We start from the raw sequence: 23708 nt of genomic DNA, 5'->3' as shown, positions 1-23708 counted from the left end.
CGATTGGTTGCATTCCTAGAGTGAGGGTGCGTCCCTCCGATTCGCCGTCCCCTCGCCATCCGGCGCGTACGCCTCGAAGCCCGCGGCCTTCCTCCTTCGGCCAGGGGTCGCGTCCGGCGGGAAGGACGGAGAAGTCCTCCCGACCCGTCCCCAGATCTCCCTCACACCGTAACCCCGCGAGACGTTCCGCGATGAGAGGCATCGAGATCTACGACCGCATCCTCGACATGCCCGGCCCTGCGGCGATCACGCAGCTCTTCGCCGCCGGCGTGGTCCTGGTCGTCGTCGCGGCCTTGCTGCTGTCGCTCGGCCGGATGCGATGGTTCGCGCGCGGGCTCGGGATCCTCGGCGTCCTGAGCTTCATGCTGGCCATGTTCCTGATCCATGAGCAGAAGGTCGTGGAGACGAAGGGCGCCCACGTGACCCTCACGCACTGGCGATATTCCCCCGCCGTGCGGTTCCAGGTCCGCGTCGCCCTGATCGGCCTGCCGGCCGCCGCCGCCTTCCTCATGATGCAGGTCCTCTGGACCACCCAACGGCGGCGGCGTTCCACCATCCCCGGCCTGATCAAGGAGGGCCGGGTGCGGCTCGTCCGGGGCGACCTGGAAGGGGCCCAGGAATCCTTCGACGAGGTGCTCCAGATCGCCCCCTATCTGGGAGAGGCCTACTACCACCGCGCGACCGTCTACCGGGCCATGGGCCGCACCGACGAGGCCCTGGCCGACCTCGATCATGCGCTGCGGTGCGACCCGCAGCTCTCCGGCGCCTACCTGATGCGAGGCCGGTTGCTCACCGAGCTCGGCGACTTCCAGACGGCGGACAAGGACCTGGACGTCTACATGGGCATGCGGCCCAACGACGTGGAGGGCTACCTCCATCGCGGCCTCTGCCGGGCCTCCGAGGGACGCGACGTCGAGGCGATCGCGGACCTCCAGCGCGTCCTCAAACTCACCAATCACTCCGACTACGCCGATCCCGCCCGCGCCGCCCTCGATCAGCTCTACGCCAAGGTCCCCGACGCCGAGGAGACCGAGGCGCTTTCCCCGCCCGACGTCCCGGTCAAGTCCGTCCTGGACGCCCTGCCCAGGTATGAGGAACCGGCGGAGAGCGAGGCTCGAAACCGGGAAGAGGGCGGCCAGCCGGTCGATTCCACCGCGGCGCGTGACCGCACGCCTCCCCCCGCCTGATCGCTCGGCGCACGCCGTTCCACTCTCGGTGAGAGTCGACGGACGGGGCCCGCCCGCGAAAGATGCGGGCGGAACCTCGGCCTCGGTTCGGGACGGAAGGGCTCCCGTCAAGACGGCGGGATGATCCCCTTCTTGATGATGATGTTGCCGTACAGGGCACCTTCGCCGGTCGCGACCACGCCGAAGGTGGTCTTCGCACGCTCGTAGAAGGCGAACCGCTCGACCTGCTCCATCGCGATGTGCCGCCCCTCGGCGCTGTCGAGGATGCGCTGATAGTCGGCCCAGATCGGGGCCGGATCGCCGGGCTTGTCGAGACGCCGCATGACGGCGGCCGGTGCTTCGACGAAGCTGTCGAGCGGGAAGAGCTGGAGGATGGCCTCCAGGATGACCGGCACGCCGTGGCCGTCGGCCCGGACGAGCCTCTGGGCGCAGGTCACGGCCGGGAAGTTGGCGTCGGCGATCACCAACTCGTCGCCATGCCCCATCTGGGCGATCAGGTGCAGCAGCTCCGGGGAGAGGATCGGCGGGATACGCTTGAGCATGATCGACGTCCTGGCTGGAACGGAAAGGGGTCCGGTTCGGGCCGGATCGCACGTCGCGCGGACCCGGGCGCCCCCAGGATGATAATGCCGCCGCGAGGCCGACGCCACGAGGCCCCGCCCCTCTACTTGCCGATGCAGAAGCGCGCGAAGATCCGGTCGAGGACGTCGTCGGCGACGACCGCGCCGGTGACCTTGCCCAGATCGTCGAGCGCGGTGCGGAGTTCGAACGCGATCAACTCGTCGCCCGCTTCGGCTCGCATCACATCGGCGGCGTCGCGGATGGCGGCGGCCGCGCCGATCAGGCTGTCGCGGCATCGGGCCGAGGTGCCCGTCGCGGCGTGATCGCCCTCCCGGCCTCGGATCGCGGCGGCGAGGGCCCGACGTAGTGCGTCGATCCCCATCCCGGTCGAGGCGCTCGTGACGATCCAGGCCGCCTCCTCGCCCAAAGGCGGGCCCGCGCGATCGGCCTTCGTCCAGACCATCAGCGCGCGGTCGTCGTCGACCGGCAGGTCGACGGCCGGCGCATCGGCCGAGGCGCAGGCGAGGAGCACGTCGGCGCGTTCGGCCTCTGAGGCCCGGAGCCCCTGGGCCTCGGCGGCGATCGCGTCGACGGCCGCCTCGATCCCCGCCGTGTCGACGAGGTCGACGACCAGGCCGTCGCAGGCGCAGGGGCCCGACAGGTAGTCGCGGGTGGTCCCGGCGAGCGGAGAGACGATCGCGTGGTCGCCGCCGAGTAGTGCGTTGAACAGCCGGCTCTTGCCGGCGTTGGGGGGGCCGACGAGGACCACGCGGGGGTTCCCCTCGGCGCGGTCGCGGCGACCCAGGCGGTCGGTCAAGGCGTCGAGCGCCTCGGCTTCGCGGGCGAGCCGGTCCGCGAGCGCGACGCGGCCGATCGGGTCGACGTCGGCCTCGTCGACGAAATCGAGGTCGGCCTCCAGGTGCGCGAGGAGGTCCAGCAAGCGGTCGCGCAGGGCTTCGATCGGCCCGGCGACCCCACCCGCGAGCTGTTCCAGCGCGGCCTCGAGGCGGCGGTCGTCGCGAGCGTCGATGACGCCGAGCACGGCTTCCGCCCGCGTCAGGTCGAGGCGTCCCGAGAGGAACGCCCGGAGAGTGAACTCCCCCGGCTGCGCCGGCCTCGCTCCTTGCGCCAAACAGTGGGCCAGGAGGAGGCCCAGGAGCGGCGGCGAGCCCGGCGCGTGGATCTCTGCAAGTTCCTGTCCCGTGTAGGTCCTCGGCGCAGGCCAGAGGGCGACGTCGGCGGGGAGAAACGGGCGGAGGCCCGGCAGCCGGTATCGGCCCGAGACGACCACGGACCGGGTCGGAGTCGGGAACTCGCGGTCCGGCTCGAATCCGTCGAGGGCGATCCGCCAGGCGCCGGGGCCGGAGACCCGGACGATCCCGCGAAGGCCCGGCCCGGGGGCCGAGGCCGTCGCGGCGATCGGTTCTTCAGGATCGAAGGCCGATGACACGGTCGCCTCGCCCTCCGTCCGGGACGATCTCGGGGTCGATCATTTCCGACCCGGCCGGGCGCGGGGCTTGCCGCGATCGCGACGGTCGTCGGGGCGGTCGGGGTTGGAGGCGGGTCGATCCTTCCCCTTCGCGTCCTTGCCGTCCCGTTCGTCCACGATCTTACGGTAGGTCGGGTCTTTCCGGGCCTCGTCGAGCACCCGGTTCCAGAACTTGGCGAGGCCCCCTTCCGGCTTCGGAGGGGCGGCCGGCGCGGCGGGTCCCTTGCGGCCGTTGCCGTTGCGACCCGTCTCCTCTTCCTCGGCGACGGGCTTCTCGTGGATGATCTTGGGGAGCAGCAGACGCTCGCCGATCGACCACAGGCTGCTCGTGATGAAGTAGAGGCCCAGGCCGGAGGGGACCTTGTAGAACATCACGGCCATCACGACCATCATGTACTTCATGGTCTTCTGCTGCATCTCCGCCTCAGGAGTCGTCGGCGGCGGGGAGAACAGCTTGGTCTGGATCATCATCAGGCCGACGACCAGGATCGGCAGCAGGTTGAACCAGTGGCCGAGGAAGATCACGTCGAACGGGAACCGGAACAGCATGTCCGGCGCGGCGAGGTCGTTGATCCAGAGGAACGAGGACTGCCGCAGGCCGACCGACGTGTTCAGGGCCTGCCAGAGGCCCACGAAGATCGGGAGCTGCACCAGGGCCGGGAGACAGCCGCTGACCGGGTTGGCCCCGTGCTTCTTGTACAGGGCGAAGGTCTCGCGGGTGAGCCGCTCCTTGTCGTCCTTGTACTTCTCCTGGATCTCCTTCATGTGCGGCTGCAACGCCTGCATGCGCTGGGCCATCAGCGCCTGCTTGCGGCCGAGCGGGAAGAGGAGCATCTTGACGACCAGGGTCAGCAAGATGATCGCGATTCCGAAGTTGCCCCGGGTCCCGCCGAAGAACGCCGCCACCTGCTCGGTGAGGGCGTAGGTGAACGACAGGATGGGCGTGATGAAGTAGCGGGCGATGGTCGGGGCCAGGGGGATGATCCCCTTGCGGTAGACCGCCAGTTCCTCGGCCCCGTAGGGGATGAGGGCGGCCTCGGTCTTGGGGCCGGCGAACACCTTGAACGAGAAGCTCTGGGGCGTATTCGGCCCCACCTTGATCGGCTTGGAGCTGATCCGGACGCCGACGTCGGACTTCTGGATGTCCTGGGGATGGCGGTGGAGGACGACCGCCGTGGTGGCGCGGTCGATCCGGTCCTCGTTCGAGGTCGGCGCGGGCATGGGGGCGACGAGGATCGCGAAGTACTGGTTCTCGACGCCGGCGAACCGGAGGGGGTCGACGGTGGAGTCGAACGTCTTGTCGGTCGCCTTGGCGATCTCGTACGCCGTGTGGGCGGTCAGGGCCACGGTCCCGCCGCGGCCGGCGGTCCCGAAGAAGATCTCGCGGAAGGTGGCCGTGTACCACTCGCCCTCGATCGGGATGCCGTAGGGGCCGAGCAGGTTGTAGGCGAAGCTGCGATCCTGGTCGGGGCTCTCGAATTTGAGGTCGAACTCGAAGCCGTCGGCGTTCTGCCAGAGGCGGAAGGTCTTGGTCACGATCACGCCGTTGTCGGCCTTCGTGCGGAAGACGGCTTCCTGGCCTTCGACGGCCGGCGCGCCGTCCTTGGCCTCGCTCTTGAGCGGGCGGACGACGCGGCCCTGTTCGTCGCGGACGACTTCCCACACCTGGGCGTCGAGCAGGTCCTCGGTGGCGGCCTCGGGGTCCAGGCCGGCGAGCTGGACTCGCTCGTCGGGGCGCAGCGGGACGGCGCGGCCGACGGCGTCGCCGGGGCTGAGCGTCAGCGCCAGCGAGGGGGGCCAGGCCGAGGAGAACTGGGGCTTCGACCGATCGCGGCCGATGAGCTGAAGCGGCAGGTGGGGATTGACCCGGCCTTCGAAGTCGGCCTCATAACGCGACGAGACGGCGGAGTCGACCCCGGCGCCCTTCTGGTCGAGCTGGACCGCGAAACGATATCCGGTGGGCGACTTGTCCGCGATCGAGCCCAGCACCAGCTCGGAGGCCGGGACGAGCTCGATCTGGGATGGGGCGGCGTCGGCCTTGATGGTCGGCGGCTCGGTTGGGGCCTGGTCCGGCTTGGGGACCGTCGGCTCGCCCTTCTTCTCCGCATCCTCGCCCCTGGCGTCCTGGCCCTTGGCGGCGTCGGCCTTGACCGCGACGGCCTTCTTGGGAGGCGGGGGCACCAACCCGAGCTTCGTGAGGAGATAGGGCGAACCCATCACCCACGCGAACGTCACCATCACGAACAGGACGAGTCGTCTCTCATTACTCATGAACCAGATTTCCCGAAGCGGTTGGGCGGTGCGGGGCGGTGCGAGTCGAGGGCGCTGAAAACGACCCGCCGCGGGCTCGGAAGGCCGGCCCGGGCGAGATCAGGAAGGACGCCCCGGATTCTCACGTTCGATTGTCGCCGCGGAGCGCCGAGTTCGCAAGCCGGACTCCGCGTCGGGGCCGCCGCCCCCGGAGCGCGGCGAGAGGCGGCGGGCGTCGTCGGAGGGGGATGGAGTGGGGCGATCGACGCCGGGCGTCAGCGGCCCTGGCGGAGTCGGTCGCCCAGGAACGGCTCCAGTTCCGAGATCGCGTGGATCTTCCGGATCGTCGTCTCGAAGTCGTACGGCACGCGGCGATAGGTGATCTTGGGGGGCGTGCCGGCGTCGCCTTCGTCGAGGATGAGGTAGCAGGCCCGGGGGTCGCCGTCGCGGGGCTGGCCGACCGAACCGACGTTGATCAGGAGCTTCCCCTCGCCGAGCGTGTACTCGTGGTCGATCTCCTCGGGGGCGAAGAACTGGTTGCCCTCCGTGAAGATCCCCGGAACGTGGGTGTGGCCCTGGAAGCAGTACCGCTCGACGAGCTGGAAGAGCCGCTCCATCTTGCGGTGGTTGTAGATGTCTTCGGGGAAGATGTACTCGCTCAGCGGATTGCGGGGCGAGCCGTGGACGAACAGGAAGGGGGGGAGTTTGTGCTGGCGCGGCAGCTCGCCCAGAAACTCCCAGCGCCGCTCGTTGCCGCCGCGGTCGGTGGCGCCTTCCAGCTGGCTCCGGGTCCAGAAGATGGCCCGCTCGGCGCCGACGTTGAAGCCGTCGGGATCGAACATGGCCCCTTGATCGTGGTTCCCCAGGAGCGTGACCTGGCAGTTCTCGATGACGAGGTCGATGCACTCGCGGGGGTTGGGGCCGTAGCCGATCACATCCCCGAGGCAGTAGATCTCGTCGACCCCCTGACCTGCGATGTCGCCGAGCACGGTCTCGAGGGCCTCGAGGTTCCCGTGAATATCGCTGATTAACGCACGACGCACCGAAGGGGATCCTCCGACGAGAGGAGGGGGATCGGCCACCAGGAATTCCCGTGGTTCGGCCTGGAGCGTTGCGGGAGGTGTCGCGACAGCGAAGTTCCCACCGATCGGATCAAACGTTTCGCACGGCGTCTGGGACCATCCCCGCCGGGCCTGCTTTAAGGATAGCGCGAGGGAGCCCGGCCGGTCAAGTTCACCACCTCATGGGAGCTTCACAATCTCAAGGATCGGTCGCGAACGTCGCTCGGGGGATACATCGAGCCGCCCGGCGTCGAGCGACCGCACTCGATGCCCGCCCCGAGGAAACCCCGGACGGGCACGCTGCATGGTGTACTCCTCCCGGCCCGATCCGTGACGCGAGGCCCTCAAGATTGTTAAACACAAATTGATTTTTAATCCAGAAAATCCTGGTTCCCCCTCCGCCCACCTGATATAGAAAACCCTGTCTCAGTTCTTGATTGTGCCGATCCCACGAGCCGACGCCGGATCAGGCGATCTTCTATCAATGCGGTCATGGTCCCCGAGTCGGGTCGGAACGACCGGCCTCGACGGCCCCGACGCGGAGCATGGTCTCCGCGCTCGCCGGGCCCTTCGTGATTTTGTGGACGCGGCGGCCTCGGCGACGGCGATCGTCGAGGGGCGATCGATCCGCGCGCCGGCCGACGGCGCCATCTGAGGTCATGGGGAGGAGCAGACGTGCGAAAACCAGCCGACTTCGAGGAGCGGGGCGGGACGAGCGGGGGCCCGGCGCGGCGGCGATGGGCCGGGGCGACGGCGTGGCTCCTCGCGGCCACGCTCGGCGCGGGCGGGTGCGGCGAGGCCGGCGGCGGCGGCGAGGGGGTCGCGGTGAGCGGCCGGGTCTCCATCGACGGCGAGCCGGTCGAGGAGGGGACCGTCACGATGATCCCGACGGACGCCGACGCGGTGGTGGTCGCGGCCCCGATCAAGGGGGGGGCCTTCCAGACGTCCCGGGCGGACGGGCCCCGGCCCGGCAAGCATCGGGTGGAGATCCGGGCGTTCGCCGCCCTGACGGGGGCCGAGTCGGCCAAGGCCAAGGCCAAGGCGGCGGCCGGCGTCAACACGGTCCTGTTCGGCAAGGACGCCTCCGCCTTCGCGGGCGCGGCGGACCTCGGGACCCCTCGCGTCAACACGATCCCCGCCCGCTACAACACCGACAGCAAACTGACGGCCGACATCCCGGCCGCCCCCGCGCACGAAGTCGACTTCGATCTCGAGAAGTGATCGCGGGGGGCGTCCTCCCGTCGTTCGTTCCGGTCGCCGGCCACTGAACCCAAGGGTGCCACACATGACGAACCGTCGCGGCTTCACGCTCATCGAGCTCCTCGTCGTGATCGCGATCATCGCGGTCCTGATCGCGCTATTGCTCCCGGCCGTGCAGGCGGCCCGGGAGGCCGCGCGACGCGTCCAGTGCATCAACAACCTGAAGCAGATCGGGCTGGCGGTGCACAACTACGTCAGCGTGACGAACGCCTTCCCGCTGGGGGGGATCATGGCGCCGTCGGGCTGGCCCAACGCCCCCTCGATCCGGACGCCCTGGACGATCCAGATCCTGCCCTACCTGGAAGCCGTCGCGGTCGGCAACTCGTTCAACTACTCGCTGGGGATCGCAGGTCCGAACTGGGCGGGTTACGAGTCGAACACGACCGTGATCCAGACCCGGATCGCGGTCTTCAACTGCCCCTCGGACTCGCCCGGGTACTTCCTCCAGCCCTTCCGGATGAAGGGGAGCTACGGCGCGAACTGGGGGAATACGACGCTCTCGCAGGGCGTCAGGGCCGGCGTGAATCCGATGCCGGGGCCGTTCGCGTTCGACAAGGCCCGCTCGATCGCCGAGGCGACCGACGGCCTCAGCTCGACGCTCCTGGTCTCCGAGCTGGTCCAGAGCAGCTCGCCCGACGACTGCCGCTCCGAGTGGTGGAACGACTCCACGGTGGTCTTCATGACGTTCCTGCCGCCCAACTCCACCTCGCCGGACAACCTCGTCTCCTGGTGCGTGAGCAACCCCGCGCGGAACGAGCCGTGCGTGTTCGAGTGGGATTACAACACACTGTACCTCGGCTCGCGGAGCCGACACCCCGGCCTGGTCGACGCCCTTTTCGGCGACGGTTCGGCCCGGGCGATCAAGAATTCCATCAGCCTGCCGATCTGGCGGGCGCTCGGGACGACCCAGGGCGGGGAGGTCGTCTCCTCCGACGCCTACTGAGCCGGCGGCGACGCCCTCGGCCCGGGGGCGAGACGATCGGCGGGTGGCCGCGACGGCCGTTTTCGGCTAGAGTCGGCTGTCCGTCGGGTTTCGTTCCGCATCCCGGGCATTGCGAGTCGCGTCGTGTCGCATCCGTTGAACCTGCTCGCCGTCGAGACCTCGGGCGACCGCTCGACGGTCGGGCTCCGCACGGCGTCGGGCCTGGTCCACGAGGCCGAGACCGACGCGTCCCGCAAGCACGGCCGGGACCTGCTCCCCTGCATCCGCGAGCTGCTGGAGTCGGCCGGCGTGGGGGCGCTCGACCTGGGGGTGATCGGCGTGGGGCTCGGGCCGGGGTCGTACACGGGGCTCCGGATCGGGCTGACCGCGGCGCGGACGCTGGCCTTCGCGGCCGGGGCCCGGCTGGTGGGCTTCGACAGCCTGGAGGCCGTGGCCTGGAACGCCCCGGAAGACGCCCTTCGCGTCCACTGCGTCGGCGACGCCCAGCGGGGCGACGTCTACGCCGCCGGTTTCCGGCGGGATACGCCCGGCGGGGTGCTCGTCTCGGGGGAACCGAGCCGGATCGAGCCCCTGGACGCCTGGCTCTCGCGCATCGAGCCGGGGGACGTCGTCCTCGGGCCTGGGCTGCGGAATCCGGCGATCCGGGCGGCCCTGGCCTCGCTCCCGCTCCCGAGCGTCGATCCCGACGACCCGCGCCATCGTCCCGTCGGCCGACGAATCGTCGAGCTGACCAGACGGCTGGCCGAATCGAGCCCGATCGTCGACCCGTCCAGCCTGGCCCCCAACTATCTCCGCCGCAGCGCGGCCGAGGACCAGTGGGACGCACGCGTCCCGCGTCCGGACGTCCGCTGAGGCCCTCGATTGTGGCGGGGGGGCGGCTCGATTAGACTGGGGATCGTCCGTTTTGGTTCCGCCCGCCTGGAGGTCCCTGGCTTGTCTTCCCTCCGAACCCCCGCCCGCGCCGCGTTCACCCTGATCGAGCTTCTGGTCGTGATCGCGATCATCGCGGTCCTCATCGCGCTGCTCTTGCCGGCCGTGCAGGCGGCCCGCGAGGCGGCCCGACGCGCCCAGTGCACGAACAACCTGAAGCAGCTCTCGCTGGGGGCCTTGAATTACGAGTCGACCCACCAGACGCTCACGCCGGGCGGATTCACGAGGCGGGCGGCGCTGCCGGGCTCGATGTGGAATTTCAGCCCGTTCGTCCACATGCTGCCGTTCTTCGAGCAGGCGAACGTGTTCAACATGGTGAACTTCGCCCCCGGGGCCTTCACTGCGGAGAACGTGACGCTGGCGGGGATCAGCTTGTCGGCCCTGCAATGCCCGAGCGACGCGTCGAGCTACGACCTGACTCCCGTGAACGCCGGCCAGTACGCGAGCCTGCCGACCGGGGACTGGAAGCAGGCCAAGACCAGCTATTCCGGAATGGTGGGGGCGTGGAGCCTGATGCTCCACGTCGACAACCCGACCTTCGAGGCGCGGCGCCAGAACACCAACGGCTCGATCTACGCCCACAGCTCGACCCGGCTGGCGGAGATCACCGACGGCGCGAGCAACACGATCCTCTTCGCCGAGCACAACCACGGCCTGTTCGACTCCGCCGGCCGCGCCCAGTACCACGGCTGGAACTCGGGCTTCTGGACCGACTCGCTGATCGGCGGCTACTACCCAGTCAACGGGGCGCTCAAGGTCATGCGGCTGAGCGACACCACGGCGCGGGACTACATCGCCTTCAACATCGGCAGCCGGCACCCCGGCGGGGCCAACGTCGGCCTGGCCGACGGCAGCGTCCGGTTCCTCAAGGACTCCGTGGACTGCTGGCCGATCGACCCGGCGACCAAGACGGCGAACGGCCTGATCTTCAACGGCGACGGCCGGGGCGTGATGACCATGACCCCCGGGATGAAGGTCGGCATCCTCCAGGCCCTCTGCACCCGCAACTTCGGCGAGGTCGTCTCGGCCGATTCCTACTGATCCGACCCGACCCGCACCCGACCGGCGCCGCCATGCCACCAAGCCCTCCCGACCAGGCCCGGACGAAGTCGACCTACGGCCTCCAGTGGAACCGCTTCCGCATCATCCGGGAGGAGGAGGACCGCGCCACCTTCGCCAACCGGACGGGCCTGCGACCGGCCGACCTGGCCGGGACGCGCGTCCTGGACGGCGGCTGCGGGATGGGGCGATACCTCCGCGTAGCGGCGGCGGGCGGCCCGAGCCTGGTCGTCGGCCTGGACCTGAGCGAGGCCGTGCTCGCCGCCCGCGACCTGACCGAAGGCTCGCCGAACGTCGCCGTCGTCCAGGGCGACCTGCTGCGGCTGCCGCTGGCCGAGGGCTCGTTCGACCACATCTACTCGATCGGCGTCCTGGACCACACCCCCGATCCCCGCGCGGCGTTCCTCGGCCTGGCCCGGCTGCTCGGGCCCGGCGGGCGGATCGCGATCTGGATCTACCGCCGCGAGAGCCCGATCGTCGAGCGGATCATGAACGCGCACCGGGCGGTGTCGACGCGGCTGCCGCTGGGGCTCTTGCTGCCGCTCTGCCGGATCGCGGCCCCGATCGGGCGGCTGAAGCGTCGGCTGATGGCGAGCCCCCGGCGGATCGTCGAGCGGGCCGGGGTCGCGCTGCACGCGCTGACGATCGGCGTCTCGATGCACCCAGACGCCGAAGTTCGGGTCTGCGACACGCTCGACTGGTACGCCCCCAGGTACCTCTCGCGGCATACCGTCGAGGAGGTCGCGGGCTGGTTCGCCGAGGCCGGGCTGGTCGACGTGGTCGACCTGAGCGCCGGCCAGGTGTTCCACCACGAAGGCCAGGGCAACGGGGTGAACCTCGCGGGACGTCGCCCCCCCGCGCCGGCTTCGGTCGAGGGAGGCGGCGGCGAGGGGGCCGCTTGACCCCGGAGAGCGGGCGTTTCTAAGATAATGGTTCCCGTCGCGTGAACGCCCCGAGGGGGTCGGTCGTACTAATCTCATCCGTCTTCGCGGCGACGCCCCGTCCTGCGCCGGCCGTCTTCGATGCGGTCGTCTTAACCGGAGAATGAGCATCATGTTGCGGTGGGTCATCCTGGCGGTCGTGGTCGTCGTGCTGGCGGCGGGCTCGACGCTGCTCATGAATCTGTCGACGTCGCCCGGCACGTCCTGGAACCTGCCGGTCACCCCGGCGAAGGCGGGACCGATGCCGAAGGCCGTGGTCGAGGGGGAGCTGACCCACGAGTTCGGCGAGATGGGGCAGCAACAGACCGGCAAGAAGTCGTGGAAGCTGACCAACGAGGGTGACGCCGACCTCCAGATCTGGAAGGGGACGTCCACCTGCATGTGCACCGTCGCCAAGCTCCAGAAGGAGGGCGACAAGCTGACCCTCAAGCCGGGCGAGTCGACCGACATCGATATCGAGTGGAAGACCAACTTCGTCACCGGCGACTTCCACAAGGGCGCCAACATCGAGACGAACGACCCCGACCACCCCACCTTCCCCCTCTTCGTCCACGGCAAGATCAACCCGCCGGTGGTCGTGATCCCCGGCGACACGATCGACCTTGGCGCGATCAACAGCGACGAGCCCAAGACCGTGTTCGTTGCGGTCTACTCGCCGGATCGGCCCGAAACCAAGATCACCGAGATCAACACGTCCAAGCCCGACTACTTCAAGACCGACGTGGAGTCGATGTCGGCGTCCGAGCTGGAGAGCGGCGGCCTGAAGGCGGGCAACAAGATCAATCTCCACGTCCAGCCGGGCTTCCCGCTCGGGACGATGCGCGAGGAGATCGTGATCCACACCGATCATCCGTTGCGGCCCGAGATCAAGCTCACCGTCGTCGGCTCGGTGAGCGGGCCGATCAGCGTCGTGCCCGACCGCCTGCGGATGGTGACCGTCAAGAGCAAGGAAGGCGCCTCGGGCGAGGTCAGGCTCCTGGTCAGGGGGGGCAAGGAGGCGCATTTCGACGTCGCCCAGAAGCCCGAGAAGCTCGAGGTCTCCGTCGAGCCGATCGATCCGGTCGGCGCCAAGGGCCGCTACCTCATGAAGGTGAGCGTCCCGAAGGGGACCGCGCCGGGGCTCATCGACGGCGAAATCCTCCTGAAGTCCGACCTGCCCGGCGTGGCCGAGCTGAAGGTCCCCGTCAGCTTCCTCGTCGGTGCGAACTGAACGAACCGGGACGTCGCGAGGCGCCTCGTTATTGACCTTATCGGACCTCGGCCCGGCGAGTAGACTGCGCGTCGGCCCCGACCTCGCGACGACTCGCCAGGCCGTCGGCCGCATCGCGCCGGGCGCGATGGGGGATCCTGCAAGGAGGGAACGACGTTGCGCGGAACATCTCTGAGGTCGACGGCCGCGGTCGCCACGGCGGTCGCGCTCCTGGCGTACGTGGGATGCAGCCGCCCTGCCTCCGAGAAGCCGGGGGAGGCGTCGACCACCTCCGTCGCCCCCGCCGCCGGCAAAGGCGACGCGGGGGCCCCCGGGCCCGACGCGTCGGCCAAGCCCTCCGGCAAGTCCTCCAAGCTGTTCGCCCAGTGGACCAACCCCAAGGCCATCCTCGTCGTCTCCGGCGAGATGGACGGCTACCTCGAGCCCTGCGGCTGCTCCCAGGGCCAGATGGGCGGGCTCATCCGCCGCTATGACCTGATCCAGCGTATGGAGGCCCAGGGGCTCCCCCACGCCCTGATCGATCTGGGCAGCCTCATGAAGGATCCGGCCGGAGCCCGGGGCGGCTTCGAGCAGGCCAAGATCAAGTTCGGGATCGCCTTGAAGGCCCTCGGCGCGTTCAAGTACGACGCCCTGGCCCTGAGCGCCGACGATCTCAAGGTCGGCGTCGGCGAGGCGTTCGCCCAGTTCCTCAACGGCCTCAGCGAGCCCACGAAGCTGGTCGCGGCCAACGTCGTCCCCGGCGCGGGCTTCGAGACGATGATCGTGCCGCACGTCTTCGCCCAGGCGGGTCCGGTGAAGCTCGGGATCACCGCCGTCGTGGACCCCGAGGCCATCGCCAAGCTGGTCGACCCCGACAAGGCCGACCTGCTGCCCACCGTGAAGCGGCCCGACGAGGTGCTCGCCACGGTCCTCGGCGAACTGGAGGCCGCGAGCGACTACCAGGTCCTCATGGTCCAGGCCCCCCCGGCGGAAGCCCGACGGCTGGCGACGGCCTATCCCGGCTTCGACATCGTGGTCGCCACCTCGGAGGTCGCCGACCCCGAGCAGGACGCGCAGATGCTCAACAACGGCAAGACGATGCTCGTCAACGTCGGCCGCCGGGGCAAGTACGTCGGCGCGGTCGGCTTCTTCGACGGCTCCGCTCCCAAGTATCTCCGCCAGGCCCTCACCGAACGATTCGACGGCCCCGGGACCGAGGTCAAGAAGATCATCGAGGACGAGTATCGCGGCCTCCTGAAAGCCGTGGGGACCGTCGAGAACTTCCCCCTGCACGACTACGTCGGCGGGGCCCCCGGCGCGAAGTTCGTCGGGGCCGAGTCCTGCAAGACCTGCCATCCCAACACGTTCCTCAAGTGGTCCACCACCAAGCACTCGCAGGCGTACGCCTCGCTGGAGCACGACCCCAAGCCCAACGTGATCTACGACGCCGAGTGCATCAGCTGCCACACCACGGGCTTCGAGTACAACTCGGGCTGGAAGTCGGCGGAGGCCACCCCGAACCTCAAGGGGAACCAGTGCGAGAACTGCCACGGCCCGGCGTCGAAGCACATCGCCGCCCCCGACGACCTGGCGTTCCGCAACGCGCTCAAGGTGACCGCCGAGCAGGCCGACCGCAACCGCCTCTGCGTCCGCTGCCACGACGAGGACAACTCCCCCAAATTCGACTTCGCGACCTACTGGCCGCAGGTCATCCACAAGGGGCTCGACACCTACACCGACCCGAAGGTCCACCAGGGCGTCGCCGCCCAGGCCGACTGAACGCCGACAGGGAAGGCCCGAACATGACCCCGATCGCCGACGCCCCCGCGACCCCGACCACGACGCCCCCTCGCCTGGAGCGGATGCGGTCGACGTATCGCGAGGACCACCAGAATCCCATCAACCATTTCCTCCACGTCGGCGTCGGCTGGCCGATCATGGCCGTTGCGGTGATCCTCGCGCCGTTCCGGCCGTGGTGGGCGCTGGGCCTGTTCTGCCTGTCGTACGCGATCATGTGGACGGGCCATTTCGTCTTCGAACGCAACCTCCCCACCATCTTCCGCCACCCGACCACCCCGTTCGTCATGGCCTGGACCGTGACCGGCCAGCTCCTCGCCGGCCTCGGCCGACTCGTCGGAATCAAGCCCCGCCGGGCCTGAGTCTAACGGCGGCGAGTCGTCGGCGGATTGGCTTCGCTCGCGAGGGCCCGCAACCGAAGCCAATCGACGCAAACTGTTTCTCAACAGATCTTTAGCCGCGATTCTCTCGGCCTGAAATTGGCTTCGTTCGGCGATTTTCATCGAGGCTTCGTTCCTCGCGACGCCCTTCTCGCCGTCCACCTCGCGGATCGTCGGCGCAGCATCCCTTACCTTGAGGATGCACCGACATCGGAGATTGCGCCCAACTCGCCGCGAATGGGCAAGTGAGCCAACGAGCCGTCGACGTGACCCCTTCCCCCCTCGAGGGCGAAGGTGCCGCGCAGCGGCGGAAGAGGGGGCGACGAGCGCGGAAACCGTCGCCGGTTCGGTCACTCGTCGTCCATCGGGTCGTCCAGGATCGAATCCAGGATTCGACCGGGGCAGTCGTGGCTGAATCTCATGTGGACGAACTGCCATTCGTCGTCGGGCTGGTCGCGGACGCCGACCACCCAGCCCTCGATGACCACGCCTCGCGAGCGGGAGAGGACGAGGCGGAGGATGGCGTCCGTCGGGGGGGCCTCGCGGACCAGCAGCCCGGCCCCGCCGCGACTCAGGTTCACCACCCGAGCTTCCACGGCGGACTCGGCCAGGGCGGAAGACCACCGCAGCGTGGCCTCCGGAGATCGGACCGATCCCCGGGGGCAGGACCGGCGATCCAGGACGGGTGTATTGAGCTGGGGGGCGTCTCCCCGATGATGATGGCGGACGAATTTCATGGTCGGCGGCTCGTCGGGTTGCGGGTCGGGACCCGGGACCTCATCGTCAGCAGCCGAGCACGTCCTCGGCTTCCTAGAAAAGCCTAGGCCAGGCTTTTCAAGCCGTCACCCGGATCGCCCAGATTCCTGGAACGTCGGAGCTTCCGGGGCTTACGAGCCCGCCGGGGCGGGTTCGACCCAGTTGGGGAGGGCTCGGCCTTGCTCGAAGTTGGTCAGGCTTTCGACCACGGTCCGGGAGATGTTGCCGATGGCCTCGCGGGTGAAGAAGGCTTGGTGCCCGGTGATGAGCACGTTGGGAAACGTGAGCAGGCGGGCGAGGACGTCGTCCTTGATGACGCGGCTGGAGAAATCCTCGAAGAAGTAGCCTTCCTCCTCCTCGTAGACGTCCAGGCCGAGGTAGCCGAGTCGGCCCGATTTGAGGGCGTCGACCACCGCTCCGGTGTCGATCACGTCCCCTCGGCTGGTGTTGATGAGCATCGCTCCCGGTTTCATCGCGGCGAGAGTCCGGGCGTTGACGAGATGATGGGTCTCGGGCGTCAGCGGGCAGTGGAGGGTGACGACGTCGGACGCCGCCAGCAGTTCGTCCAGGCCGACGTACCTCGCGCCGATCGCCGTGCAGGCCGGGTTGACGTACGTGTCGTGGGCGAGGATCTCGCAGCCGAACCCCTTGAGGATGGAGGCGGTCAGCGAGCCGATCTTGCCCGTGCCGACCACGCCGACCGTCTTGCCGAACAGGTCGAACCCCATCAGCCCGTCGAGCGCGAAGTTCCCCTCGCGGACCCGGTTGTAGGCCCGGTGGATGTTCCGGTTGAGGGTCAGGATGAGCCCGACGGCATACTCGGCGACCGCGTGCGGCGAGTAGGCGGGGACGCGCGTCACGGTGACGCCCAGGTCGCGGGCCGCGTTCAGGTCCACCTGATTGACCCCCGCGCAGCGGCAGGCGAGCAGGCCCGTCCCGCCGTCCTTGAGGGCCCGGAGGGCGGCGGCGTCGGCCTCGTCGTTGACGAAGATGCAAACGGCGGGGAAGCCGCGGGCGAGCCCGGCCGTGTCGTGCGCCAGCCTCGCCTCGAAGTACCGGAGCTGATGCCCGGTCCCCTCGGCGGCGGCGTCCAGGAATTTCCGGTCGTACGACTTGGCGCTGAAGACGGCGACTTGCATGGCGGCGGCTCCGGTCGGTCGGATCGAGAGGGGGGTGGAGCACCGAAAGGGACCGACGCGGCTCAGGGCTCGCGGGCGGGGGCGGCGGCCACGAGCGCGAGCAGGACCTCGATGTCGACCGGCTTGACCAGATGCCTGGCGCAGCCCGCGTCCCGCGACCGCTCCCGGGCGACCTCGTCGGCGAGGCCCGACAGGGCGATCAACAGCGGGGGCGGGGACTCGCGGCGGAGGGCCTCGGCGAGCTGGCAGCCGTCCATGTCCGGCATCCCGATGTCGAGCAGGACGACGTCGGGCCGGAAGCGGCGGTCGGCCTGGAGGGCGTCCAGGCCGTTGTAAGCCGCTTCCGCCTGATGTCCCTCGAAATTGAGGACCATCACGGCGAGGTCGGCCGCGTCGCGGTTGTCGTCCACGATGAGCACGCGGGTCGGTCGCACGCGGGGCCCTCCCGGTCGGTCGTTTCAGTCGCGCGAGGCCGCTCCGGCGGGGACCGCGAGCCGCTCGCGAAGGTCGTCGAACGTCGATGGCGCGTCGCGGTCGAAGACGAACTGGGCCGGGAGGCCGACGATCCGGCTCGCCCCCAGCTCGAACAGGGCGCGCTGGCAGGCCGTCAGCTTCTTGGCCGCGACCAGGGCCGTGACCCGCCAGCCGGGGAGGCCGCGATCGTCCCAGACCTCGCCACGGGCCAGGTGCTGGGCCCCCTGCCCTCGCAGGTACTCGGTCACGGCCGCCGCCGTCTCCGGACCCGGCCCCGGCGCGGCGGGCGAGCCGACGACCTCCAGGTGGAGCAGCCCTTCGGAACGCCGCACGCCGTCCATCGCGTCCAGCAGCAGAGCCAGCGGCCCGGTCTTGCCTTCGGCGACCAGCGCCGCCAGGCTCGGCGCGTGGCCGATCAGGCAGGAGGCCGAGTCGAGCACGATCCCCCCGGCCAGCTCGCGGAGCCGGTTGTCCTTGAGCGTCACGCCGGAACTGGTCAGGTCGACGATGATGTCGGCGATGCCCAGGCTCGGGTGAAGCTCGAGCGCGCCCTCGGAATCGATCAACTGATAATAATAAATGCCCCACTTGCGGAAGTACTGCCGCACCAGGGCCGGGTACTTCGTCGAGACCCGGAACGTCTTGCCGGCCGCCTTGAACTCGGCCGTCAGGTCGACGAGGTCCATGATATGGCCGACGTCCACCCAGCTCTCCGGGACGGCGACGACCAGCCGGCAGCCGCCGTAACCCAGGTCGGGCACGACGACCGCCGCCTCCTGCGCCTCGAAGGCCTGCTCGGCGTAGACGTCCATGCCTGTGACGCCCAGGTGGCAACGCCCCTCCTGGACCTGGAGCACGATGTCGGTCGGCCGCATGAAGACGACGTGGAATCGGGGCTGGCCCGAGATCGTCGCCTCGTACTGGCGGTCGCTGGCGCGACGGACCTTGTAGCCGGCCGTCTTGAGGATCTCGATGATCCCCTCGTAGAGGTGCCCCTTCGAGGGGATCGCCAGGCGGATGGGGTCGATCGGACTCGCGTTCATCGGACTTCCCTCCGGGCCGCGGCGAGCCGACCCCGGATCTGTTCAAGCCATTCGCCCCCCTCGATCGGACGGAGGCCGTGCGCGTTGGGGTCCAGGTCCCAGGCCTCGACGTCCGGGCCGGCGGCGACGATCCGACCCAGGCCGAGGCCGCGGGCGTAGCCCTCGGCGGCGGCGGGCCCCGGATCGGCGAGGACCACGGGCGCGTCGAGCCGCTCGCGGAGGAACGCGGCCGTGATCGCGGCCTCGCGGCCGAGGCCCCGGCCGCCGCCGGTCACCAGCACGCCCCGGACCTCCGGCGGAATCGCCCCACCGCCGCCCTCCCCCGCCCCCTTGAGGGCCTGGTCGAGCCGCTCCAGTCCGAACGCAAACCCCGCGCCTCGGTCGTCGCGGTCGCGACCGCCGAGCACGCGGGCCAGGCCGTCGTACCGGCCGCCCCCGCAGACCTCGACGGGGCCGTCGGGGGTGTCGACGGAGAGTTCGAAGATCATCTGGGTGTAGAAGCCGATCCCCCGGCCGAAGCCCAGGTCGAGTTCCACCCGGCCGAGGTCGACGCCGTGGTCTTCCAGCATGGCGGCCAGCTCGCGGATCGCGGCCGTGGATTCGGGGGCCAGCCCCGCGAACCGGCGGTCGAGCCGGTCGAGGACCTCGGCGGCGGGGCCGCGCAGGTCGGCCAGGTCGCGGACCAGGTCGCGGACCTTGCCCAGGGCGTCGTGGAGCGAGTGCTCCAGGGCCCACTTCCGGCGCAGGCGGCCGACGATCTCGCCGGCCGAGCGGCGGCCGGCGACGTCCGGGACGAGGTGGCGGAACAGGCGGTCGACGGCCGGCTCGGGGGCCGCCGCCGGGGTGGCGAACGCCGCGGCGGCCTCCTCGGCCGTCCCGCTCGATCCCAGCCAGGTCGTCAGCCGGTCGAGGGCCGCCTCCAGGGCATGGACCCCCTTCCCCTCGCTGGCGGCCTCGCTCAGCGACTCGACCAGCGCGGCCGTCGCCGCCGCCGGCAGTCCCGCCCGTCCCAGAAGTTCCAGGATCAGGCCGACATGGCCGACCCGGATCTTCGGGGAGGCGACCCCCAGGGCCTGCAACGACCAGTCGGCGAGCCAGATCAGCTCGGCGTCGGCCGCCGGGCCCCCCGCGCCGATCAGCTCGACGCCGGTCTGCACGAACTCGCGGTCGAGCCCCCGCCCCGTGGACCGGAAGCGGAAGACCGGGCCGGAGACGCTCGCCCGCCAGGGGAGCGCCGGCGGCTCCTCGGCCTCGACGTAGGCCCGCACCAGACCGGCGGTCAGCTCGGGACGCAGGCAGATGCCCGCCGTCCCGGCGCCCGAGACCTCGAACAGCTTGCCGACGATCCCCGCGCCGCTCTTGCGCTCGTGCAGGTCCGAGAGTTCCAAAATCGGCGTCCGCGCCGGGCGGTAGCCGGCGCGGGCGAAACGGTCCAGCAGCGTCCGCTCGTAACCGAGCAGACGTGCGTAGTCGGCCTGGAGCCGGTCTCGCGTGCCCCGGACCTGGCCGACGTGGCGTTCGGTCGCGACCGACCCGGCCGTCGCGGCTTCGTTTACGTTCGAAGGGAGCCCGCTCATGAGGGGAGCCTCCCGTTGTCGAGGACTTCCAGGGCCCCTCGCACCGAGTCTTCGAGGACCGACCACGCCAGCCCCTTGTCCTCGTGCCGCGTCTCCAGCGAGCGGAGGTTGAAGACCTCCGCGGCGACCTCGTCGGGACCGACGATCACGGCCAGCTTGTAGCCGTGCTTGGAACCGTAGCCCATCTGCTTGCCCACCTGGATCGGCTCCGGGTAGATCTCGCAGCCGACCCCGGCCTTCCGGAGCCTCGCGGCCAGCCGGACCGCCACCGCCGGGTCGGTCCCCGGGAAGTTGGCGATCAGGACCGGCGCGGTCGACGTGGCCGCCTTCAGCGCCCCGGCCTCCTCGAGCAGGGCCAGCAGCCGGTCGAGGCCGATCGAGGCCCCGACGCCGGGGAGTCGGCGGTTCGTGTAGAGGCTCGCCAGGTCGTCGTACCGGCCGCCCGAGGCGATGCTGCCGAACTTCTCCCAGCCGTCCACGGTCGTCTCGAAGACGACGCCGGTGTAGTAGTCGAGCCCTCGGGCCAGGCCGAGGTCGATCGCCAGCCGGTCTTTGGGCACGCCGCCGGCTTCCAGGAGGTGGACGATCGTGCGAAGGCCGGCGATCCCTTCCGCGGCCCTGGCGTTCGAGCCCAGCGCCGACTCGGCGGCGTCGAGCACCCCGGCGTCGCCGCGACCGGCCTCGGCGTAGTCCAGGATCCGCGCGGCCTGGTCGGCGTCGAGCCCCGCGCCCGCCGCCTCGGCGGGGCGTTGCAGCTCCGTCGCGACGCCGTCGCGGCCGATCTTGGCGAGCTTGTCGAGCGAGCGCAGGACCAGCCCCGACCGATCGGAGAGGTCCAGCGTCTCCAGGAGGCCGTCGAGGATCTTGCGGTTGTTGAGCGTGATCGTGAACGGCGGGACGTCGGCGGCGGCGAGGGCGGCGTGGATCATCTGCGCGGTCTCGGCGTCGGCGAGCCGGCTGTCGGTGCCGATCGTGTCGAAGTCGCACTGGACGAACTCGCGGAACCGGCCCTTGGCCGGGCGCTCGCCCCGGAACACCGACCCGATGGCGTACCGCTTGAACGGTACGCCGACCTCGTCCATGTGCCGGGCGACGAACCGGGCCAGCGGCACGGTCAGGTCGAACCGCAGGGCCAGCTCGCCGGGCGTGCCCCCCTTGTTCGTGACCTCGAAGATCTGCCGCAGCACCTCGTCGGAGCCGGCCCCCTTGCCGGTGAGGACCTCCATCCGCTCGATGTGCGGGGTCTCGATCGGCACGAAGCCGAAGGACGCGAAGGTCTCTCGAAACGTCTGCAAGATCCGCTCGCGGGGGATCATGACGGCGGGGAGCAGGTCTCGCAGCCCGCTGGCCACCCGGGGGTCGATCATCGGCTTCTGCCCTATCGCGGCCCCGCCCCGGTTCACCGACCGGAGGCGGACCGCCCTCAACAAGTTGCGACGAAGATTCCGCGCGTTCGCGCGGAACCAGACTAGCAGAACGACGCCCATCCCGGCAATCGCGACGGGCCGCCGCGACCCGAAGCCCGCGTCAGGGCGCGATCTCCGGCCAGGGCTTCGCCGCGCCAAGTCGTTCGGCCAGCGTGCGGGGCCACTCCCAGTAGGCGGCGGGGGAGCCGACGATCCGCACGTCTTTCGGGAAGAGCAAGGCGACGGCCTGGGGCATGTCGAGGATGCGGCCCAGGTTGAGGAAGGCCGGGCCGTCGCGGACGGTCGCCGGCGGGTCGATCAGGACGAGCTTCGAGACGTCGTCCCGGAACGCCGCCGCCCAGAGGGCGAGGGCCGCGGCCTCGCCCCGCCCGACGAGGGTCAGGGGCTTGCCGTCCGATGGGGTCATGCAGCGGACGGCCCGGCGGACGTCGAGCACGCGGACGCCGTCCACGGTCTGGCCGAGCAGTCCGAAGCGGCGGCGGACCGACACGTCCTTCGACTTCGGCCAGGCGGTCCGGCCGACGCCCGTCGGCGCGACGAGGGCGAGACGAGGGCTACCCTCGGGCCGCGCCTTGAGCGCCGCGAACTCGGTCGCCGCGAACCCGGGAAGTGTGGAGGGGTCGCCGTCCTTGTCCTCGAAGGCGTCGATGAGCGGTCCGTAGTTCTCCCAATCCTCGGGCGTCAGCACGACCAGCTCGACCCCGCCCGTGGGCGTGGCGCGGCCAGGCTCGTGGAACATCCAGATGCGCAGCTTCCGTTCCGGCTGCGCCTCGATCCAGTAGTCGTACGCCGTGACCGCCAATCCGTGCTTCGCGATCTCGGTCGTTTCGCCCCCGGAGCGCGATTGATAGGGACGATCGACGACGACGGGCGCGTCTGCGTTCGGCGCGTCGCCGGCGAAGCATCGTGCCTCCAGGGCCTGCCGCCAGGTCGCCTTGAGGGCCTCCCACTCGGCCTGGTCCTTCGGGACCGGGGGCGCGGCGGCGAGGGGGATGAACGACTCGTGCACCGTGTCGTTGACGTTGGCCGGGAGGGGCTTCCTGGGCTCCAGGACCTTGAGAAGCTCGATCGGCACGGCGCGGTCGGGTTCCTGGATCGCGGCGAGGGACTGCGCCGAATCGCCCTTGAACCAGCGTTCGAACCAGGCGAAGGCGGGGTGTCGGATCTCGGGAGTGTCGACGTGGCCCCCCTTGCCGACGACGAGGTCGAGCTTCTCGCGGGCGCCGTACCAGCCGTAGACGGTCTCCAACTGCTGGAAGATCCGCCGCACGCCGGCCTCGGGGAAGATCGGATCGACGTCGGTGTTCGCGACCAGAAGCGCCCTGGGGGCGACGAGCGCCGCGAGCATCGTGTGGTCCCACTGGTCGGTGTTCACGAAGTACATGCAGTCGCAATGGCCGTCGACGACCCCCGCCGGGTGGGCGACCTTGGGATTGCCGGCGATCAGGTGGTCGTGCAGGTCGGTGATCCCGGCGACGGGGACGACGACCTTGAGGCGGTCGTCCACCGCGCCCAGGTACCACGAGATCGCCCCGCCCCCGGACCGGCCGGTGACGCCCAGGCGTTCGGGATCGACCTCGGGGCGGGAGGTCAGGTAGTCGAGCGCCCGGATGCCGTTCCAGACCTCGACGCCTGCCGGGGTGTAGCCGCGCGACTGCCACCACCACATCCCCTCGCGATACGTGCCGTGGTGGAGGCCGGGGACCTCGCCGAGCTGGAGGGTGTCCAGCACCAGGCAGACGTAGCCGTTGGCGGCGAACCAGGCGGCGTGGTGCTGGTAATGGGCCTTGTTGCCGTAGATCACGCCGTCTTTCTCGACGTTGGCGTGGCCGCAGACGTAGAGCACCGCCGGCAGCGGCTTCTCGACGACCTTGGGCCGGTACAGGTTCCCCGTGACGTACAGGCCGGGCGACGACTGGAAGACGAGCCGCTCGACGACGAAGTCCGGACGCTCGACGACGCCCCGGACCTCGGGCTTGACGTCGGTGCGCGGGGGGAGCGGGTCGAGGCCCAGCATGTCGCGGAGCCGGCGCTGGAACTCGGGGCGTCGCGCCTTCCACTCGTCGGCCGTCTGGACGCCGAGCAGCGGCCGCGCGGCGAGGCGGCCCGCCTCGGCGTCGAGGTAGGCCTTCAGCGGCGGCGGGATCGGATCGTCGGCCAGGGCGGAAGTCGCCCACGTCGCCAGGATCGCGGCGAGGAGCGTCGTCGTTCGGAGGCGGGTCGTCATGGCGGCGGGCTCCGGGGG

The 23708-nt window shown here is 70.1% G+C and carries 20 protein-coding genes; 9 read left to right on the top strand and 11 right to left on the bottom strand.

What is annotated here, in order from left to right:
* Nucleotides 1-191: 191 nt before the first annotated feature.
* Entirely contained in the window at nt 192-1187 is a 996-nt protein-coding gene (locus VT85_RS04095; protein WP_068410899.1) for a tetratricopeptide repeat protein, read from the top strand.
* A gap of 107 nt (nt 1188-1294) precedes the next feature.
* Here the strand turns inward: VT85_RS04095 and VT85_RS04090 are convergent, their stop codons facing one another.
* The 4 genes from VT85_RS04090 to VT85_RS04075 all read right to left on the bottom strand — a co-directional run bounded on the left by VT85_RS04090 (nt 1295) and on the right by VT85_RS04075 (nt 6530).
* A complete protein-coding gene (locus tag VT85_RS04090) occupies nt 1295-1729 on the bottom strand; it encodes an RbsD/FucU family protein (protein ID WP_068410896.1) in 435 nt (144 codons plus the stop codon).
* 122 nt (nt 1730-1851) lie between these two features.
* Complete coding sequence (locus tag VT85_RS04085) at nt 1852-3198, bottom strand: tRNA modification GTPase (RefSeq protein ID WP_068410893.1); 1347 nt, start codon at nt 3196-3198, stop codon at nt 1852-1854.
* Between the two features lie 39 nt (nt 3199-3237).
* A complete protein-coding gene (yidC, locus tag VT85_RS04080; RefSeq protein WP_068410889.1) occupies nt 3238-5508 on the bottom strand; it encodes a membrane protein insertase YidC in 2271 nt (756 codons plus the stop codon).
* Nucleotides 5509-5762: 254 nt separating this feature from the next.
* Nucleotides 5763-6530 (bottom strand): metallophosphoesterase family protein, encoded by a 768-nt coding sequence (locus VT85_RS04075; protein WP_068410886.1) that lies wholly within the window; start codon nt 6528-6530, stop codon nt 5763-5765.
* A gap of 693 nt (nt 6531-7223) precedes the next feature.
* Here VT85_RS04075 and VT85_RS04070 point away from each other — a divergent pair.
* The 8 genes from VT85_RS04070 (at nt 7224) to VT85_RS04035 (ending at nt 15029) form a co-directional block, all read left to right on the top strand.
* A complete protein-coding gene (locus VT85_RS04070; RefSeq protein ID WP_068410883.1) occupies nt 7224-7769 on the top strand; it encodes a hypothetical protein in 546 nt (181 codons plus the stop codon).
* Nucleotides 7770-7833: 64 nt separating this feature from the next.
* A complete protein-coding gene (locus VT85_RS04065; RefSeq protein WP_068410880.1) occupies nt 7834-8751 on the top strand; it encodes a DUF1559 domain-containing protein in 918 nt (305 codons plus the stop codon).
* Nucleotides 8752-8874: 123 nt separating this feature from the next.
* Nucleotides 8875-9603 (top strand): tRNA (adenosine(37)-N6)-threonylcarbamoyltransferase complex dimerization subunit type 1 TsaB, encoded by a 729-nt coding sequence (tsaB, locus tag VT85_RS04060; protein ID WP_068410877.1) that lies wholly within the window; start codon nt 8875-8877, stop codon nt 9601-9603.
* Nucleotides 9604-9684: 81 nt separating this feature from the next.
* Nucleotides 9685-10722 carry a DUF1559 domain-containing protein gene (locus VT85_RS04055; RefSeq protein WP_068410873.1) on the top strand — a complete coding sequence of 346 codons (1038 nt, stop codon included), beginning with the start codon at nt 9685-9687 and terminating at the stop codon, nt 10720-10722.
* Nucleotides 10723-10754: 32 nt separating this feature from the next.
* Nucleotides 10755-11642, top strand: coding sequence for a class I SAM-dependent methyltransferase (locus VT85_RS04050; RefSeq protein ID WP_068410871.1), 888 nt, complete (start codon nt 10755-10757; stop codon nt 11640-11642).
* Between the two features lie 151 nt (nt 11643-11793).
* Nucleotides 11794-12891: a DUF1573 domain-containing protein gene (locus VT85_RS04045; RefSeq protein ID WP_197491078.1), complete on the top strand. Its 1098-nt coding sequence runs from the start codon at nt 11794-11796 to the stop codon at nt 12889-12891.
* A 156-nt stretch (nt 12892-13047) separates the two neighbouring features.
* Complete coding sequence (locus tag VT85_RS04040) at nt 13048-14649, top strand: multiheme c-type cytochrome (protein WP_068410867.1); 1602 nt, start codon at nt 13048-13050, stop codon at nt 14647-14649.
* 23 nt (nt 14650-14672) lie between these two features.
* On the top strand, nt 14673-15029 hold the full coding sequence (locus VT85_RS04035) for a DUF962 domain-containing protein (protein WP_068410864.1): 357 nt from the start codon (nt 14673-14675) through the stop codon (nt 15027-15029).
* A gap of 368 nt (nt 15030-15397) precedes the next feature.
* On the opposite strand, the gene VT85_RS04030 is transcribed toward VT85_RS04035, so the two are convergent.
* The 7 genes from VT85_RS04030 to VT85_RS04000 form a co-directional block, all read right to left on the bottom strand.
* Complete coding sequence (locus VT85_RS04030; protein WP_068410861.1) at nt 15398-15784, bottom strand: PilZ domain-containing protein; 387 nt, start codon at nt 15782-15784, stop codon at nt 15398-15400.
* Nucleotides 15785-15934: 150 nt separating this feature from the next.
* Nucleotides 15935-16942, bottom strand: a complete 1008-nt coding sequence (locus tag VT85_RS04025; RefSeq protein ID WP_068410858.1) for a 2-hydroxyacid dehydrogenase — start codon at nt 16940-16942, stop codon at nt 15935-15937.
* Nucleotides 16943-17004: 62 nt separating this feature from the next.
* On the bottom strand, nt 17005-17376 hold the full coding sequence (locus VT85_RS04020; protein ID WP_156512665.1) for a response regulator: 372 nt from the start codon (nt 17374-17376) through the stop codon (nt 17005-17007).
* Nucleotides 17377-17400: 24 nt separating this feature from the next.
* Nucleotides 17401-18459, bottom strand: a complete 1059-nt coding sequence (gene hisG / locus VT85_RS04015) for an ATP phosphoribosyltransferase (protein WP_068410852.1) — start codon at nt 18457-18459, stop codon at nt 17401-17403.
* Entirely contained in the window at nt 18456-20036 is a 1581-nt protein-coding gene (locus VT85_RS04010) for an ATP phosphoribosyltransferase regulatory subunit (protein ID WP_068410849.1), read from the bottom strand. The genes hisG and VT85_RS04010 overlap by 4 nt, the downstream gene beginning before the upstream one ends.
* A complete protein-coding gene (gene hisS / locus VT85_RS04005) occupies nt 20033-21403 on the bottom strand; it encodes a histidine--tRNA ligase (protein WP_068421354.1) in 1371 nt (456 codons plus the stop codon). Before hisS ends, VT85_RS04010 begins: the two co-directional genes overlap by 4 nt.
* A 160-nt stretch (nt 21404-21563) precedes the next feature.
* Nucleotides 21564-23690: an alpha/beta hydrolase gene (locus tag VT85_RS04000; RefSeq protein WP_068410846.1), complete on the bottom strand. Its 2127-nt coding sequence runs from the start codon at nt 23688-23690 to the stop codon at nt 21564-21566.
* Nucleotides 23691-23708 lie beyond the last annotated feature (18 nt).

Source organism: Planctomyces sp. SH-PL62, from assembly GCF_001610895.1.
Classification (GTDB): Bacteria; Planctomycetota; Planctomycetia; order Isosphaerales; family Isosphaeraceae; genus Paludisphaera.
The sequence above is the reverse complement of the archived record's forward strand: the minus strand, read 5'-3'. Positions and strand labels throughout refer to the sequence as shown.